The sequence below is a fragment of the Streptococcus sp. 339 genome (genome assembly GCF_013277285.1).
Lineage (GTDB): Bacteria > Bacillota > Bacilli > Lactobacillales > Streptococcaceae > Streptococcus > Streptococcus pseudopneumoniae.
In genome coordinates, this window is record NZ_VMMR01000034.1 from 1 (window position 1) to 11,160 (window position 11,160).

General features: G+C 38.9%; 29 protein-coding genes and 1 pseudogene. 3 read left to right on the forward strand and 27 right to left on the reverse strand.

Annotation, left to right across the window (positions count from 1 at the left end; translation table 11 throughout):
• The 18 genes and pseudogenes from HT736_RS04850 to HT736_RS04930 all read right to left on the reverse strand — a co-directional run.
• On the reverse strand, positions 1 to 259 hold a 259-nt coding region (locus HT736_RS04850), incomplete at its 3' end, for a DUF1372 family protein (RefSeq protein WP_138701077.1).
• Positions 256 to 417, reverse strand: a complete 162-nt coding sequence (locus HT736_RS04855) for a hypothetical protein (protein ID WP_000059891.1) — start codon at positions 415 to 417, stop codon at positions 256 to 258. The genes HT736_RS04855 and HT736_RS04850, both read right to left, overlap by 4 nt.
• Positions 417 to 656 carry a hypothetical protein gene (locus HT736_RS04860; protein WP_138701076.1) on the reverse strand — a complete coding sequence of 80 codons (240 nt, stop codon included), beginning with the start codon at positions 654 to 656 and terminating at the stop codon, positions 417 to 419. Before HT736_RS04860 ends, HT736_RS04855 begins: the two co-directional genes overlap by 1 nt.
• Entirely contained in the window at positions 656 to 1,201 is a 546-nt protein-coding gene (locus HT736_RS04865; protein WP_138701075.1) for a DUF1642 domain-containing protein, read from the reverse strand. Before HT736_RS04865 ends, HT736_RS04860 begins: the two co-directional genes overlap by 1 nt.
• Positions 1,194 to 1,519: pseudogene (locus HT736_RS04870) on the reverse strand (hypothetical protein). The gene HT736_RS04865 and the pseudogene HT736_RS04870 overlap by 8 nt, the downstream one beginning before the upstream one ends.
• Complete coding sequence (locus HT736_RS04875; protein ID WP_138701074.1) at positions 1,491 to 1,700, reverse strand: hypothetical protein; 210 nt, start codon at positions 1,698 to 1,700, stop codon at positions 1,491 to 1,493. Before HT736_RS04875 ends, HT736_RS04870 begins: the two are co-directional and overlap by 29 nt.
• A complete protein-coding gene (locus tag HT736_RS04880) occupies positions 1,687 to 1,854 on the reverse strand; it encodes a hypothetical protein (protein WP_000233205.1) in 168 nt (55 codons plus the stop codon). Before HT736_RS04880 ends, HT736_RS04875 begins: the two co-directional genes overlap by 14 nt.
• Positions 1,855 to 1,869: 15 nt before the next feature.
• A complete protein-coding gene (ssb, locus tag HT736_RS04885; RefSeq protein WP_000609557.1) occupies positions 1,870 to 2,265 on the reverse strand; it encodes a single-stranded DNA-binding protein in 396 nt (131 codons plus the stop codon).
• 86 nt (positions 2,266 to 2,351) lie between these two features.
• Positions 2,352 to 2,579 carry a hypothetical protein gene (locus tag HT736_RS11695; protein ID WP_240154022.1) on the reverse strand — a complete coding sequence of 76 codons (228 nt, stop codon included), beginning with the start codon at positions 2,577 to 2,579 and terminating at the stop codon, positions 2,352 to 2,354.
• The gene (locus tag HT736_RS04890; protein WP_054388383.1) at positions 2,579 to 2,773 is read right to left on the reverse strand and encodes a hypothetical protein; all 195 of its coding nucleotides are present in this window, start codon (positions 2,771 to 2,773) and stop codon (positions 2,579 to 2,581) included. The genes HT736_RS11695 and HT736_RS04890 overlap by 1 nt, the downstream gene beginning before the upstream one ends.
• A 14-nt stretch (positions 2,774 to 2,787) precedes the next feature.
• Entirely contained in the window at positions 2,788 to 3,558 is a 771-nt protein-coding gene (locus HT736_RS04895) for an ATP-binding protein (RefSeq protein WP_000228206.1), read from the reverse strand.
• Entirely contained in the window at positions 3,552 to 3,710 is a 159-nt protein-coding gene (locus HT736_RS04900) for a hypothetical protein (protein WP_000511763.1), read from the reverse strand. Before HT736_RS04900 ends, HT736_RS04895 begins: the two co-directional genes overlap by 7 nt.
• Positions 3,698 to 4,492 (reverse strand): phage replisome organizer N-terminal domain-containing protein, encoded by a 795-nt coding sequence (locus HT736_RS04905; protein WP_166736995.1) that lies wholly within the window; start codon positions 4,490 to 4,492, stop codon positions 3,698 to 3,700. Before HT736_RS04905 ends, HT736_RS04900 begins: the two co-directional genes overlap by 13 nt.
• On the reverse strand, positions 4,485 to 4,781 hold the full coding sequence (locus tag HT736_RS04910) for a hypothetical protein (RefSeq protein ID WP_050261592.1): 297 nt from the start codon (positions 4,779 to 4,781) through the stop codon (positions 4,485 to 4,487). Before HT736_RS04910 ends, HT736_RS04905 begins: the two co-directional genes overlap by 8 nt.
• 15 nt (positions 4,782 to 4,796) lie before the next feature.
• On the reverse strand, positions 4,797 to 5,105 hold the full coding sequence (locus HT736_RS04915) for a hypothetical protein (RefSeq protein ID WP_166736996.1): 309 nt from the start codon (positions 5,103 to 5,105) through the stop codon (positions 4,797 to 4,799).
• A 10-nt stretch (positions 5,106 to 5,115) separates the two neighbouring features.
• Positions 5,116 to 5,838, reverse strand: coding sequence for a hypothetical protein (locus tag HT736_RS04920; protein WP_001060361.1), 723 nt, complete (start codon positions 5,836 to 5,838; stop codon positions 5,116 to 5,118).
• Between the two features lie 11 nt (positions 5,839 to 5,849).
• Positions 5,850 to 6,140, reverse strand: coding sequence for a hypothetical protein (locus HT736_RS04925; protein ID WP_000398533.1), 291 nt, complete (start codon positions 6,138 to 6,140; stop codon positions 5,850 to 5,852).
• A 104-nt stretch (positions 6,141 to 6,244) separates the two neighbouring features.
• Positions 6,245 to 6,388: a hypothetical protein gene (locus HT736_RS04930; protein WP_000389586.1), complete on the reverse strand. Its 144-nt coding sequence runs from the start codon at positions 6,386 to 6,388 to the stop codon at positions 6,245 to 6,247.
• Between the two features lie 116 nt (positions 6,389 to 6,504).
• Between HT736_RS04930 and HT736_RS04935 the strand changes: the two genes are divergently transcribed.
• Entirely contained in the window at positions 6,505 to 6,729 is a 225-nt protein-coding gene (locus tag HT736_RS04935) for a hypothetical protein (protein WP_000040988.1), read from the forward strand.
• A 218-nt stretch (positions 6,730 to 6,947) separates the two neighbouring features.
• Here HT736_RS04935 and HT736_RS04940 read toward each other — a convergent pair whose 3' ends face one another.
• From HT736_RS04940 to HT736_RS04950, 3 genes are read right to left on the reverse strand one after another with little or no spacing between them, the layout of a single operon-like run.
• Positions 6,948 to 7,661, reverse strand: coding sequence for an ORF6C domain-containing protein (locus tag HT736_RS04940; RefSeq protein WP_050207546.1), 714 nt, complete (start codon positions 7,659 to 7,661; stop codon positions 6,948 to 6,950).
• 47 nt (positions 7,662 to 7,708) lie between these two features.
• Positions 7,709 to 7,969, reverse strand: coding sequence for a hypothetical protein (locus HT736_RS04945; RefSeq protein ID WP_000097024.1), 261 nt, complete (start codon positions 7,967 to 7,969; stop codon positions 7,709 to 7,711).
• 39 nt (positions 7,970 to 8,008) lie between these two features.
• The gene (locus tag HT736_RS04950; RefSeq protein ID WP_001284486.1) at positions 8,009 to 8,161 is read right to left on the reverse strand and encodes a hypothetical protein; all 153 of its coding nucleotides are present in this window, start codon (positions 8,159 to 8,161) and stop codon (positions 8,009 to 8,011) included.
• A 65-nt stretch (positions 8,162 to 8,226) separates the two neighbouring features.
• Between HT736_RS04950 and HT736_RS04955 the strand changes: the two genes are divergently transcribed.
• Positions 8,227 to 8,757, forward strand: a complete 531-nt coding sequence (locus HT736_RS04955; RefSeq protein WP_001135683.1) for a hypothetical protein — start codon at positions 8,227 to 8,229, stop codon at positions 8,755 to 8,757.
• Between the two features lie 25 nt (positions 8,758 to 8,782).
• Here HT736_RS04955 and HT736_RS04960 read toward each other — a convergent pair whose 3' ends face one another.
• From HT736_RS04960 to HT736_RS11950, 6 genes are all read right to left on the reverse strand, one after another.
• Positions 8,783 to 8,923, reverse strand: coding sequence for a hypothetical protein (locus HT736_RS04960; RefSeq protein ID WP_000993373.1), 141 nt, complete (start codon positions 8,921 to 8,923; stop codon positions 8,783 to 8,785).
• 32 nt (positions 8,924 to 8,955) lie between these two features.
• Positions 8,956 to 9,147, reverse strand: a complete 192-nt coding sequence (locus HT736_RS04965) for a hypothetical protein (protein WP_000451679.1) — start codon at positions 9,145 to 9,147, stop codon at positions 8,956 to 8,958.
• 9 nt (positions 9,148 to 9,156) lie between these two features.
• Positions 9,157 to 9,354 (reverse strand): hypothetical protein, encoded by a 198-nt coding sequence (locus tag HT736_RS04970; protein ID WP_001057655.1) that lies wholly within the window; start codon positions 9,352 to 9,354, stop codon positions 9,157 to 9,159.
• Between the two features lie 11 nt (positions 9,355 to 9,365).
• Entirely contained in the window at positions 9,366 to 9,551 is a 186-nt protein-coding gene (locus HT736_RS04975) for a helix-turn-helix transcriptional regulator (RefSeq protein ID WP_000274132.1), read from the reverse strand.
• A 116-nt stretch (positions 9,552 to 9,667) separates the two neighbouring features.
• Complete coding sequence (locus HT736_RS04980; RefSeq protein WP_001166514.1) at positions 9,668 to 9,877, reverse strand: helix-turn-helix transcriptional regulator; 210 nt, start codon at positions 9,875 to 9,877, stop codon at positions 9,668 to 9,670.
• Between the two features lie 180 nt (positions 9,878 to 10,057).
• Positions 10,058 to 10,183, reverse strand: a complete 126-nt coding sequence (locus HT736_RS11950) for a hypothetical protein (protein ID WP_007284831.1) — start codon at positions 10,181 to 10,183, stop codon at positions 10,058 to 10,060.
• Between the two features lie 165 nt (positions 10,184 to 10,348).
• Between HT736_RS11950 and HT736_RS04985 the strand changes: the two genes are divergently transcribed.
• Positions 10,349 to 11,160, forward strand: an 812-nt coding sequence (locus tag HT736_RS04985; protein WP_172930796.1) for a S24 family peptidase, incomplete at its 3' end; no start/stop codon positions are given.

An 11,160-nucleotide genomic window follows, 5' to 3' on the forward strand; every position in this document is an offset into this window, starting at 1 on the left:
ATAGTAGTACCTCATCCCCAACTTTCACTTTCTCATACACGTCCTTCGTAACCACAAACACCCCGTAGTCACGAATCGTAAGCGTGTATAATTTGCCGTGTCGTCCTTTCTCGACGACTTTACCGAAAATCTCAGCGCCTGCGTTATCCGCCTTGTAGATAACCATCGGCTTTTTCTTTTCTAGTTCTGCAATCCTGTCCATCTGCCAGATGTTTAGTCCAGCAGATACCAGAATCCAGATTGCGATAAAACGTTTCAATCTATGACCTCCTCCTTCAATTTAAGCTCAATCTCTAAGTAAAAGCTTTGATCAGGTATCTCCAGTATCGCTGTAGTGGTTTTACCATCAGAACCCACGATAACTTCTCCGATTGCCAAAACTAAGTCTCGAATTGTGCTATTTAGCGTAAGGCTCATCACTCCACCTCCTTTTCTTTCATGAATTTTGGTATGTTGCCAGAGTATTCCTCGTATAACCAATACTTTCTACAACATTCATCGTAATCATAAGTTTTTTTAATTTTTAATTTTTGTTTGAGTGTTTTCTTATATTTTTTCGGGCATGGAATGGAAAAACTTTCATCATAGACAGAAAACCAAGCTACAAAATATCGATAAGAATATTTGTAATGTTTTCTTTTTTGTCTAAGATTCATCACTCAACCTCCTCAATCTCAATCCCTGGACAATCGAACACCCAGCCGAAACCAGCTTCTTCTAGTTCTTTGCGGGTGAATTTATAATTTCCAGTAATTATATTTTGGTTAAAATAAAGAGCCTTCCCTGATTGCGTTTTAGTCAAAGGTTGTCCATTCTTTAGACTAACAATATACCGCTTCTCTTCCTCGACCTCGTAGCCGAAAATCCAAGCGAGTGCGAAGAGTTCGGAATTATCCCAGTACCATTCTGCTACTATGTCAGACATGCTTGCGTCTATTGAGTAGGACAGTGTATGCCCCAGTTTTTTCTGTTCTGTGATAAATTCAGCCACAAACTGCGGAACTTTGACTGGTTGCGGTTCGTCCTTGACATAAATCGCATCGTTTGGAGCAATAATTTGTTCGCCGTAATCGAGTTTAACAATATTCTCAACAAACCTGTCAGCAAGCACCTTTAAGCCAACTATCTCCCCTTTTATTAAAATCTCTGTTCCGATAGGGAACAAAATCCGTGGGACATTAATCAATTCCTGCTTATTCATCTTCGCTTCCTCCATAAATCAAATAAACTGCAATAACTAACTGAGACATGCCTGGTGAATAGCCAATCCAATCATCAAACTCCTTAGATTTTGGCAACCAACCCTTAGTAGCTCCCAAATCATAGTCGGTAGGCTTTTCATCAGCGAAGATGCATTCCATCGCTCCCATAAACGTCATACCATCTTCTGCCATTTCCAAAAATAGTCCGCCCGGTCTTTTACTGCTTGTGGTAAATCTTGCTGGGGAGGTTGCGGCTTCCCGTCTTCTACCGTCCAATTGTATACTGCATTAACTTTTTTCTTTAACTCTTCCATCATCTTCCAACTCCTCCACTTTTTTCCTCAATTCTTTATTCTTTTTCTTCAACAAATCGCGCTCCAGCGCTCTAATCCGTCTCTTGCGTGCATCGCACGGTTTCGAATACTCGATTATCTTCTCTTCATTTTGCTCAATTGTACGTTTCAGTCCTTCGATTACTACCTGTTTATCGTAATTCATCGTCTAAAAATCTTTCAATAGCTTCTCTATAGGAGACTTCCGCCATACCGTCTAAGTCGTTCAGGGCTTCAATATAGTCTGGACGCCCTTGCCCATACTGCTTTTTCAAAAACTCAACAAAGAGATGAATTTCCTGATAGGTTACTCCAACCATATTTCTTACCTCCCACTAAAACGGAAAATCATCTTCCTCAAGGGCGTATCCTGGCATCTGTTCCTCAATATTCGAACGGTTAGCTGTATCATCACGCTTTTCAAGTCGCTCAAAACCATCTGCGACCACCTCAGTCAGATAGACCCTGCGCCCCTCCTGATTCTCATAGTTCCTTGTCTGGATGCGACCCGTCACACCGACCAGATTGCCCTTCTTGCACCATTCTGCGAATAGCTCCGCCTGCTTGCGCCACATCATACAGTTGATGAAGTCCGCCTCTCGCTCGCCGTTAGCTCCCTTGAAATTCCGATTGACCGCCAGCGTAAAGGTAGCAACCGCCACATTCGACGGCGTATATTTTAATTCAGGGTCTTTCGTCAAGCGCCCCACTAACGTAACATTATTGATCATCTTTCTTTTCCTTTCTTGCTGCACGTTCTCCGATTAAATAGCCGAGAAATAACCACAGAATAGCCATTCCAAATTCTTTAATAAGTTCAATCATTTTCTTCTCCTCCTGAAAAAGTCGCTAAATAGTAACAATCCTTAGAACCGTAGTCAAACCGTGTCGTCCGCTGACCAATGTGCTTCTGAAACCTTGGATGAGTGATAGCCGAGAAAGCCCACTGATGGTCTTCCATCTGCTCAATGAGATCATCGACATTGTCAAACCTCCCAAGGTAAAACTTGCAGTGCCTGTTGTAGACGAAGTAAAGATTTAACATCACTCCACCTCAACGGGGTAAAAGTTCCCAAAGGAACTCCTCAATGCTTTACCAACCTGTAAGGCTGCCGCCCGAGAAACAAACCGCATGGCTTTCTTCTCCTCTGAACATGAAATGTCCAAGCCAGTCACACCAATAACTGCGGACCTCAGAAAGGGCTTATCCTCTCTTGTCCCATGTCTTAAAATAAACATCAGCCACCTCCATTCTAAAAATAGTGCTTCCGCTTGTTTGTCAAGTCGTTGAAAACCATCAAATGGTCTTTATCCACACCCTTCATCAGTCTGGACATAAAGGGTCTGCCATATCTTTTCTGAATATCAGCAGAAATCAAATTGGTGGTAATAATTGTATTTGAACGCTTATTCAGGATATTGTAGAGAATAGTAAACGACCACTCACTATCCTTTTCCATGCCCAAATCATCCAAGACCAAAAACTTGGCACTGGCAATTTTATTGACCAGAAACTCTTCCTGACTAAAATCAGCTTTAATCTTCATCAACAAGTCCGTCACATTGATAAAAATCGCAATCTCTTTCGTGTACTCAGATAGAGCCTTAACCATCGCAAAGGCCAAATGGCTCTTACCAGTTCCAGCTTCTCCTTGTAACACGATGTTGTTCCTAGCCCCCTCAGACCACTCACGACAAATCCTCTTTGCAAAAGCTAGCTTTTCCGCTTCTTTTTCAGTGGGTGTCTCAAAGTTGTCCAAAGTCGCATTTTTCAAAACCTCATCATAAAGAGAAAACTTCTCAAGATAGTATTTCCTCTCTCGCTCATTCTCAGCGTCGGCCAGTTCATTCACTCTTGCTTGATTCTCCTCATGGATCCGCTCAGATTCACACATGCGGCATACAACACTCTCAGTCCGCAATATCTTTATCAAAGGAATGTTATGCTTTTCGCAAAACTCATCTTGTTGTTCTGTATTCCTGTGATAAGATAAGGCAATCTCCTCAAACACATTGTCTACCATGACAGACGACCTCCACATTCATGCCAGCTAGCCATTTCAGACAAGCATGCAACCACTTGATGAATTGGTTGGTCTGCTAAAAGAGTTTTCTTCTCGTAGCTTAACGGATAATAGTCAATCTCGAATTGTTCAATTAGTTCTAGTATCCCCATTCGTCCTTGGCCTCCTGTTCTTCTTTCTTATCCTTATTCTTTTTCTCTGATTGACGAACCTGCTCAACAGTCGTAATATTGTTCATCTGCCAATTTCTTAAAATCCCACCTATATATTTGATGTTAGGCTTTCCTGAGTTAATAGCAGTCTTCAGTGCTTCTTTCACCAAATCCACATCATTCTCATTTAGGAGATGGTTAATTTCTTCAATCTCAAATCCAGATAAGAGCCTACGAAATTCAGATTGAAAAAGTTCTAAGATATTTTCTTGACCACCACTACTATTAGTAGTAGTTATTCTTTTCTTATTCTTATCTTTATCTTTATCTTTATCTTCTTCTAGTGCGTTACCGTCCGTTACTGTAACGTTACCTGTAACGTTACCAAGAGCAAGATTTTTCTGTTTTTTACGGTATTTGGCTACACGGTTGCGTGTCTGTTCCTTTATTTTCTCCATTCCGTCAACGTTTTGATGTTTTTCCCAATTTGGCAAGCTAATAATACCATCGATAATCTCAATCATCCCAAACTGTTCAAAAACTCCAATAGCCATTCTTACTGTATTCAATGGTCTACGAAAAATAGTAGCTAACATTTCATCTGTATAGTGAACCTTATCAGTCATCATCAACAAACCATTACTGTTATGTTTTCCAGCAAGTGTCAAAATCTTGAACCATATCACTAAGATGGCATCAGGATCAGGCAAGGCATCAATCAGGCAAATCTTTTCATCGTCAAAAATATCGGTTGTGATTTTTATCCACTTAATTTCAGACATACCTAGCACCCCACTTCCTACGGTTAGCGCGATACTTCATTCGCATATCCTCATAGATGTACCTGCCTTCCAGCTCCATTTTTTCAATCTTTAGCAGCTTATTTTTAAGCTCCACATCACGATAGTCCTTAGCTAGTTTTTTATAGTCTGTTAGGTATTCTTTGACTAGTAATAGATTTTTATAATCGTTTTCCCATGTCGTAATAAAATGTCTTGAAGTTGATTCCCTTCCTTCCAGTTCTTTAACAATCATAATCAGGTTATCCAGCCATTCAATCAATTCTTCCATTTCCTGACCTCATCATTACAAAAGTCTGATTGCAGACTGTTTAGGTTCTGGCAAAGCTAACGGCTCAGGGCGCAAGCCTACAGGCGGTTCGTTGTCATATGTGAATCCTTTGAACTCTCTACGGATATTCTTGCGAATTTCTTGCCATTTGTCCTCTCTACCACGTTCGTATCCTTGGATAATCATAGACGCAAATTCTTGCTCTTCTCGTCTCTCTTCTTCCTCTCGTTGTTCTTGCAATTTGATATGACGGCAAGCTCCTGCAAATCCAATCAGCAAGGCTCCAACTCCCATCAACTGGTCTAAAATCGGTGGTTCAAACATTTTTAATCTCCTAAATAACTTTTTCTTTCAGTGTTTCAAAAACTTCAAACTTCAAATTTGTCTGTTCTTTTATTTTCTTCAATACACTAAGCACTGTGTCATCTTCGTTAAACTGAATAATGGTATCACTTATAACTAGTTCGTAGATGTTAGACATAATTCTATTATCAGTCTCTGTTTGTTCATCGGATTCTAGTTCTGAATCGATTTCGTTCTCATAATTTTTGAGAGCGTTAGCGGATTCATTAAATCCATGAAGTAACAATGTTCTCTGTAAAATTTCATTCACATCAATGTATTTATCTAAGCTTTCTCTTTCTCTTGCTCGTTTTGTTTCTTCAGGAAACAGAATATGCATTCTATCAAATATTTTGCTAAGTATTTTTACATTCTTTTTGGTTGGTTTTGTCTGAGTATTTACAATACTAGCCATCGGATATCCTTTAGTAAATCCAAGTTTTAAATCTAAATCACTGGCAGAAGACGAAACTTCTTTTCTAAGATTTTTTAAAATATCAATAAGCAAAGTTGCCCACATTATCGACATAAAATCATGACCAAATGAACCGTTGTAATCATTTGGTTTGTCAAGTGGATTAAATTTCTCGTTGGATAAATCTTGTACAATTTTTTTAAGATTTTCATCTTCGTGCTCATATCTTTCAAAGAAATTTCGCAAACCTGGTCTATTCTCTTTTTTCATCTTATGTTTGTATGCTTTTTTATTATTCATCTTCTCTCTCCTTATGCTCTTAATTTTCGTACTTCTTTCTCTAATTCCAAAATCTCATAAACATCATTAATATCGTACATAATATATTTCCCTTGCTTACGAAATCTCAATCCTTTACGTTCTAACTTCTTAATATAGCTATGAGTGAAGCCAAACTTCTCCATCAAAGCCTGTTGATTGATTGGCATGCGATCATTCTCTAACTGCTCCTTGACCTGCTTTTCAGCAAAAGCCAATAATTGATTTGTGAACAATTCAGCACTTTCGCCGTCTAATCGTAATTGTAACGTTATACCTTCCATTTTCTACATCCTCTCAACTATGCGGGCAAGCATTTTTGTGATATAATGGTTTAAATTGTTTTAGTATGCGCCTGATTGCCGTCAGGTGCTTTTTTGCGTTGTTGTCAAACTGTTTTACTTTCCAGCGCTCTGAGTTCTATCTCATGGCTGACTTGTCTAAATAGCTTCTCACACGCTATTTTAGCTTCTCTGTACGTTGTAGATTCACTGATGAAGTAATCAGCAAGTTCGATGATTTTGTCTTCCATTTAACCTCCTATATCGGTCTTGAGACTGATGTAATATCCTCCTAAATTGCTATAATACTCTTGACTAATATCTCTCCCGTTTTAGTCAAAAATTTAACAGAAAGGAGGTTCAAAAAATGAGTAAGCTTAGCCATAAGCCAAACCACGTTGTTAAGAAACTAACCTGGGAAAATCTCGATAATATTCTATTATCTAATTTTTCAGAGTCGACTACTGATAAACCTAGCGCAGTAATTCAGTTATCTGATTTTGAAATGTCTAAAACTGAAATTATCGAAGAAGCAACTGCTCAAGGTTATCAAGTTATCGATAATTCTGATGGTTACTTAAAGTTTCTATAACGAATTTTAAAGATGATATATTTGTACGATTTACATCAATATCTCTTTTTAACTTAGCAATCTGATGGTTACTTAAAGTTTCTATAACGAATTTTAAAGATGATATATTTGTACGATTTACATCAATATCTCTTTTTAACTTAGCGATCTGTCTATCAGATTGCTTTTTTCTTTTCCCACTATACGGATATCGTCTTGGTCTCATTTTCTTTCCCTCCCTACGCTTGACTAAATGCGTTCAGTTCCATGATTTTCATCTTGGTATTGGTGCTTGGCTCCCACGTCATCCAGTAAGCTAGAGCGGCATCCGCATGCTTCTTGGGTAGCAAGTCATAGCGACTAATGTTGAAGTGGTCTTTAAAGTCAATCTCAGCTTGTCTAAATACCGACTGAGCAAAAATCTTATCCGCATAAGCTGGGCTATCAATGCCACCCAGGCAAGCCACAACCCTAGCCTTACGCTTCTTCAGGAGCGACTGAGCATAGCTTGGATGAATCGGTTGCTCACTCTTGAGGTAGTCGATATCTTCCAACATGCTAGTCTGTTGCTCACGCAATTTCTTCTGTCCAGTAAAGAGAGCGATAAAAGCATCCTCGTCCAAATCCTCGCGAATAAATCCGCCCTGCTTACGAATAGCTGGCAAGACCTCTGATGTCACCCAGCGCTTGAACTCCTTAGCTTGAGGCAACTTGCTGGATAAGATAAGAGAGTAGAGACCAGATTCGTTGATGATAATAGTATTTTGTGTTCGTCCTAGATTATCGGTGAGTCCGTATTTCACGGAGTCATCTTCATCAACGTGCCGAGAAATTGCGTCCAGAGGTTTAGCATATCCTAAGATATCCGCTACATCCTTCCCGACAAACCAAGGCTCGTCATCAATTGTCAAAGTACGGACTTCCTGCCCGTGAAAATTAAAAATTTCGTTCATAAAGTTCCTTTCTAAATTTGGTATAATGAAAATAAAACTCGCCAGAGCTATTTAAGTAAAGTATTTTTAAACGACTGTTTGACAGATACTATATGAGGCGCTTCACGGTTATTTATATAATCAACCTGAATAAGTGTCTCTGGCACTTCATCTTTCTTTGTTTCCCAAATTATCTTGATACCTTGAAGACAAATATCTTCTGTTTGAAAATCAACCCCGTTCAAAATAACTCGTGGAATACTAGAGTCGCTATCTATCTTAATTTCTAAATTTTGAATTGGTAGTAAATTTTTTGATAGGCTGCTCATATCTCTTTCCTTCCTATTGTTCTCCCCATTTTGCTATAATTAAAGCAGATCCTTGAGAAATTCTTCAAGTTCCTTACGCTGAGACTCAGCAAGCTCTGCTCTTTCAATAGCTTGTTGAGTCATCAGTGTTTTAAGACTACTACTTAATTTTTTTCTATCGATGTAACTATTTTTAAATCCCTTATTTGCCATCTCTTCCTCTCCTTTCTATTTTTCTCTCCTTTTTGCTATAATAAAAGCAGAAAGGAAGTGATCTAATGCCACAAATCACCAATGATAATGTCCAGATTTGGACACTCTATATCACAGTAATAATTGCAGTTATCGGTTTTGTTTTTAATACCATTTCACTCTGGCAAACAAAGAAAGCTACAGAGGATATGGCAAAGCCTTATATTAATGTTTATGTAGATGTCTATGCAGTTAAAAATCAACAACGTACCTTTGTTTTTAAAAACTTTGGCCAAACTCCAGCATATATAGATAATATTCAGATAGATGGCGAATTGGATCCATTGAATTCTGTACACCGCTTCAACTCACTTATCGGAAATATGATTGCCCCAGGACAAAAATTTACATCATCAATAGACCCAGATTATAAAGGTCGAATTACACTGACAATTACTTACTCCGATAGCAAGAAACACAAATATATAGACAAGTTTGTACTTGATGCTACATTGGCATCTGCAATGTTCTACACTGTAAACGAGAGCAATAAAAGCGATTCTCCAGCTACAGCTATCAGACAATCGACCATGGCTCTATTACGCGATCTACGATAGAACCATCTCCCAGCGATTTTACAGTTCAAACATCACGTAAGAATTCAATTTTTATCTCAACAGTTTCATCGTCAAGTGTATTGGCGATGATTTTATTTTTTGCGTCAATCGCTTCGTTCAAGTCTTTACAAGTTAATTCATAAAATACATTTACATTTGCATTCATCTCTTCCCCTCCTATTAGTGAATTTTTTTGTTCTATTTTTTGTTAGCAATTCTATCCATTGTATCTAAAGTAAGTTTTTGTATCTCTTTTCGTGCTTGCAATTCATTGTCAAAAAAATTCTCAAGCATTTCGGTCAATCTATTCGAATATCCTCGCAATAGCATTACCGTCACCAAAAATGAAGTAATAGCTGATACAATGACCACATAAAGAAAAACTTCCATCTTCCCCTCCTACTCCAGCACCTTACTGCCGACTACCAATCGTTTAACGACAACGTCCATCTCCTTAAATTCGGCATTCTCTGCACAGTAGCGGACGCTCTCGCTGATGATGTGACAAATAGATACGCCGTATTCGTTCGCCAGCTCCGTAGCGATCTCCCAGGCATCTCTGTCAATCCGTGTTACTTTTTGCGCTGCGTTGTTCATAGTATTTCCTCCTACAACATATCTTCTACCCTACACCCTAGCGCCTTGGCAATGACCACCGCCTGCGACAGCGTCACCGCCTTCAGGTCGTTCTCGATCCGTGACAAGGTCGTGTAGTCTATCAAGGTTCGCTTGGCAAGCTCACGCAAGCCCAGCTTTTGAGCCGTTCTCAGCTCCCTCATTTTCGCTCCATACATCGACTTCTTCCTTTCTACTAATAGGTCTTTTCAAAACTGTTGGTACTTGTCAACAGTTTTGATAGAATTATTCTATCGATTTTGAAAAAGTTTGACCTTCTTTGATGTTAGGTGTTTTATTTCACTTTTCGTGAAGTCTGGGGTGTGAATATATCGCCCAATTCTTTACCGAAATAATGGGCGATTTTGAACATTTCACTCAGTTTAAAATCTTGTTTACCTAATTCTTTGTTGCGATAGCTATTCTCGCTTTTTCCAATAACATCTGCCATTTCTTTCTGAGAAATATTCTTTTCCTTCCTCAGTTTATATAAAAGAATTTGCAAACCATAATCACCTCCTATTCATTTTAAAAAAACCATTTCCAGATGAAGTACACCCAGATAAAACCGGTTAGCATCCAGCAGACCACATTCCAAAATTTCTTCTTGTCTTTCATGACAAATCTTTCGAGATATGCTATACTAATAGTGAGCTTTGGGGCTTTCGCCCCGCTCACCCCACTTCTATTTCAAGAAGTGTTTGATTAACTCAACACTGGCTGTAATCACTGTTGAGATAACCAGAGCCTTAGGACCGTCAAGCCATGGCTCTTTTTTTGTTGCCTTTTCAGGCTTTTTGCGTCTCCGCATATCTCTTTTCCTCCTGTATTTATTTGATTGATTACCTCAACCATGATTTAATTATACCTCACTTTTCGTGAAGTGTCAATAGTTTTTTTGCGAAAAAACAAAAAAACTTTTCTTTCCGTGAATATTTTGTTATAATCTACTTAATAAAACACTCAGGAGAAATATATGACTGACAAAGAATTAGCTATATACATCGGAACAAAAATAAAAGAATATCGATTACAGCGCGGATTGACGCAAAAAGAATTAGCTACTTTAGTGGATATGGGTGATACAACTATAGCAAACTATGAAAAAGGTTTCCGTACTCCTAAAAAGAATACTTTGTTTAAAATATCCTCTGCTCTCAGCGTAACTATTGACGATTTATTTCCACCTATTCGTAAAGCAGACACCCCCACAGCGTCCCCAGATTTGCTCACACAGCAGATAACGGACAAGGTGGTACAATTAACCCCAGATAATAAAAAAATCGTCCTACGGACTTCTGAGGAACTTCTGGAGAGGCAAAAAGCAAACGGCGAGATGTACACAGAGCAAAACGAAGAAGAAACGAAGAAAAACGAAGTGTCGGAAGTTATCAGCTTGTATCAAGTTGAGGTTGTATCTGAGACGGCAGCAGCTTCTGGATTTAACTATGGATTCGATTACGACGATACAGATAGAGAGACTATAGAGGTTGACGAGCAACCACCACGCCACGATATTGCGACTAAGGTAAGCGGAGACTCCATGCAACCTGACTACCAAGACGGAGACATTCTCTATTTAGTAGACAAAGGACTGACCACCTACAACGGAGATTTGGCAGTTATCGCATACGGAGACCGTTCTTACTTCAAAAAGATCTATACCGAAAACGGACGCTTACGCCTCGTATCACTCAATGACAAGTACGAAGACATCATCCTAGACTTCCCACCAGCCGAAGACACACACATCAAGATTTATGCAGTAGTCGGGGTGTATAGAGGGGA

Bases quoted from the DNA above. Each gene is read 5' to 3' on its own strand.
- HT736_RS04855 (WP_000059891.1), bottom strand. From the start codon at position 417: ATGAGCCTTACGCTAAATAGCACAATTCGAGACTTAGTTTTGGCAATC.
- HT736_RS04860 (WP_138701076.1), bottom strand. From the start codon at position 656: ATGAATCTTAGACAAAAAAGAAAACATTACAAATATTCTTATCGATAT.
- HT736_RS04865 (WP_138701075.1), bottom strand. From the start codon at position 1,201: ATGAATAAGCAGGAATTGATTAATGTCCCACGGATTTTGTTCCCTATC.
- HT736_RS04875 (WP_138701074.1), bottom strand. From the start codon at position 1,700: ATGAATTACGATAAACAGGTAGTAATCGAAGGACTGAAACGTACAATT.
- HT736_RS04880 (WP_000233205.1), bottom strand. From the start codon at position 1,854: ATGGTTGGAGTAACCTATCAGGAAATTCATCTCTTTGTTGAGTTTTTG.
- ssb (WP_000609557.1), bottom strand. From the start codon at position 2,265: ATGATCAATAATGTTACGTTAGTGGGGCGCTTGACGAAAGACCCTGAA.
- HT736_RS11695 (WP_240154022.1), bottom strand. From the start codon at position 2,579: ATGTTAAATCTTTACTTCGTCTACAACAGGCACTGCAAGTTTTACCTT.
- HT736_RS04890 (WP_054388383.1), bottom strand. From the start codon at position 2,773: ATGTTTATTTTAAGACATGGGACAAGAGAGGATAAGCCCTTTCTGAGG.
- HT736_RS04895 (WP_000228206.1), bottom strand. From the start codon at position 3,558: ATGGTAGACAATGTGTTTGAGGAGATTGCCTTATCTTATCACAGGAAT.
- HT736_RS04900 (WP_000511763.1), bottom strand. From the start codon at position 3,710: ATGGGGATACTAGAACTAATTGAACAATTCGAGATTGACTATTATCCG.
- HT736_RS04905 (WP_166736995.1), bottom strand. From the start codon at position 4,492: ATGTCTGAAATTAAGTGGATAAAAATCACAACCGATATTTTTGACGAT.
- HT736_RS04910 (WP_050261592.1), bottom strand. From the start codon at position 4,781: ATGGAAGAATTGATTGAATGGCTGGATAACCTGATTATGATTGTTAAA.
- HT736_RS04915 (WP_166736996.1), bottom strand. From the start codon at position 5,105: ATGTTTGAACCACCGATTTTAGACCAGTTGATGGGAGTTGGAGCCTTG.
- HT736_RS04920 (WP_001060361.1), bottom strand. From the start codon at position 5,838: ATGAATAATAAAAAAGCATACAAACATAAGATGAAAAAAGAGAATAGA.
- HT736_RS04925 (WP_000398533.1), bottom strand. From the start codon at position 6,140: ATGGAAGGTATAACGTTACAATTACGATTAGACGGCGAAAGTGCTGAA.
- HT736_RS04930 (WP_000389586.1), bottom strand. From the start codon at position 6,388: ATGGAAGACAAAATCATCGAACTTGCTGATTACTTCATCAGTGAATCT.
- HT736_RS04935 (WP_000040988.1), top strand. From the start codon at position 6,505: ATGAGTAAGCTTAGCCATAAGCCAAACCACGTTGTTAAGAAACTAACC.
- HT736_RS04940 (WP_050207546.1), bottom strand. From the start codon at position 7,661: ATGAACGAAATTTTTAATTTTCACGGGCAGGAAGTCCGTACTTTGACA.
- HT736_RS04945 (WP_000097024.1), bottom strand. From the start codon at position 7,969: ATGAGCAGCCTATCAAAAAATTTACTACCAATTCAAAATTTAGAAATT.
- HT736_RS04950 (WP_001284486.1), bottom strand. From the start codon at position 8,161: ATGGCAAATAAGGGATTTAAAAATAGTTACATCGATAGAAAAAAATTA.
- HT736_RS04955 (WP_001135683.1), top strand. From the start codon at position 8,227: ATGCCACAAATCACCAATGATAATGTCCAGATTTGGACACTCTATATC.
- HT736_RS04960 (WP_000993373.1), bottom strand. From the start codon at position 8,923: ATGAATGCAAATGTAAATGTATTTTATGAATTAACTTGTAAAGACTTG.
- HT736_RS04965 (WP_000451679.1), bottom strand. From the start codon at position 9,147: ATGGAAGTTTTTCTTTATGTGGTCATTGTATCAGCTATTACTTCATTT.
- HT736_RS04970 (WP_001057655.1), bottom strand. From the start codon at position 9,354: ATGAACAACGCAGCGCAAAAAGTAACACGGATTGACAGAGATGCCTGG.
- HT736_RS04975 (WP_000274132.1), bottom strand. From the start codon at position 9,551: ATGTATGGAGCGAAAATGAGGGAGCTGAGAACGGCTCAAAAGCTGGGC.
- HT736_RS11950 (WP_007284831.1), bottom strand. From the start codon at position 10,183: ATGCGGAGACGCAAAAAGCCTGAAAAGGCAACAAAAAAAGAGCCATGG.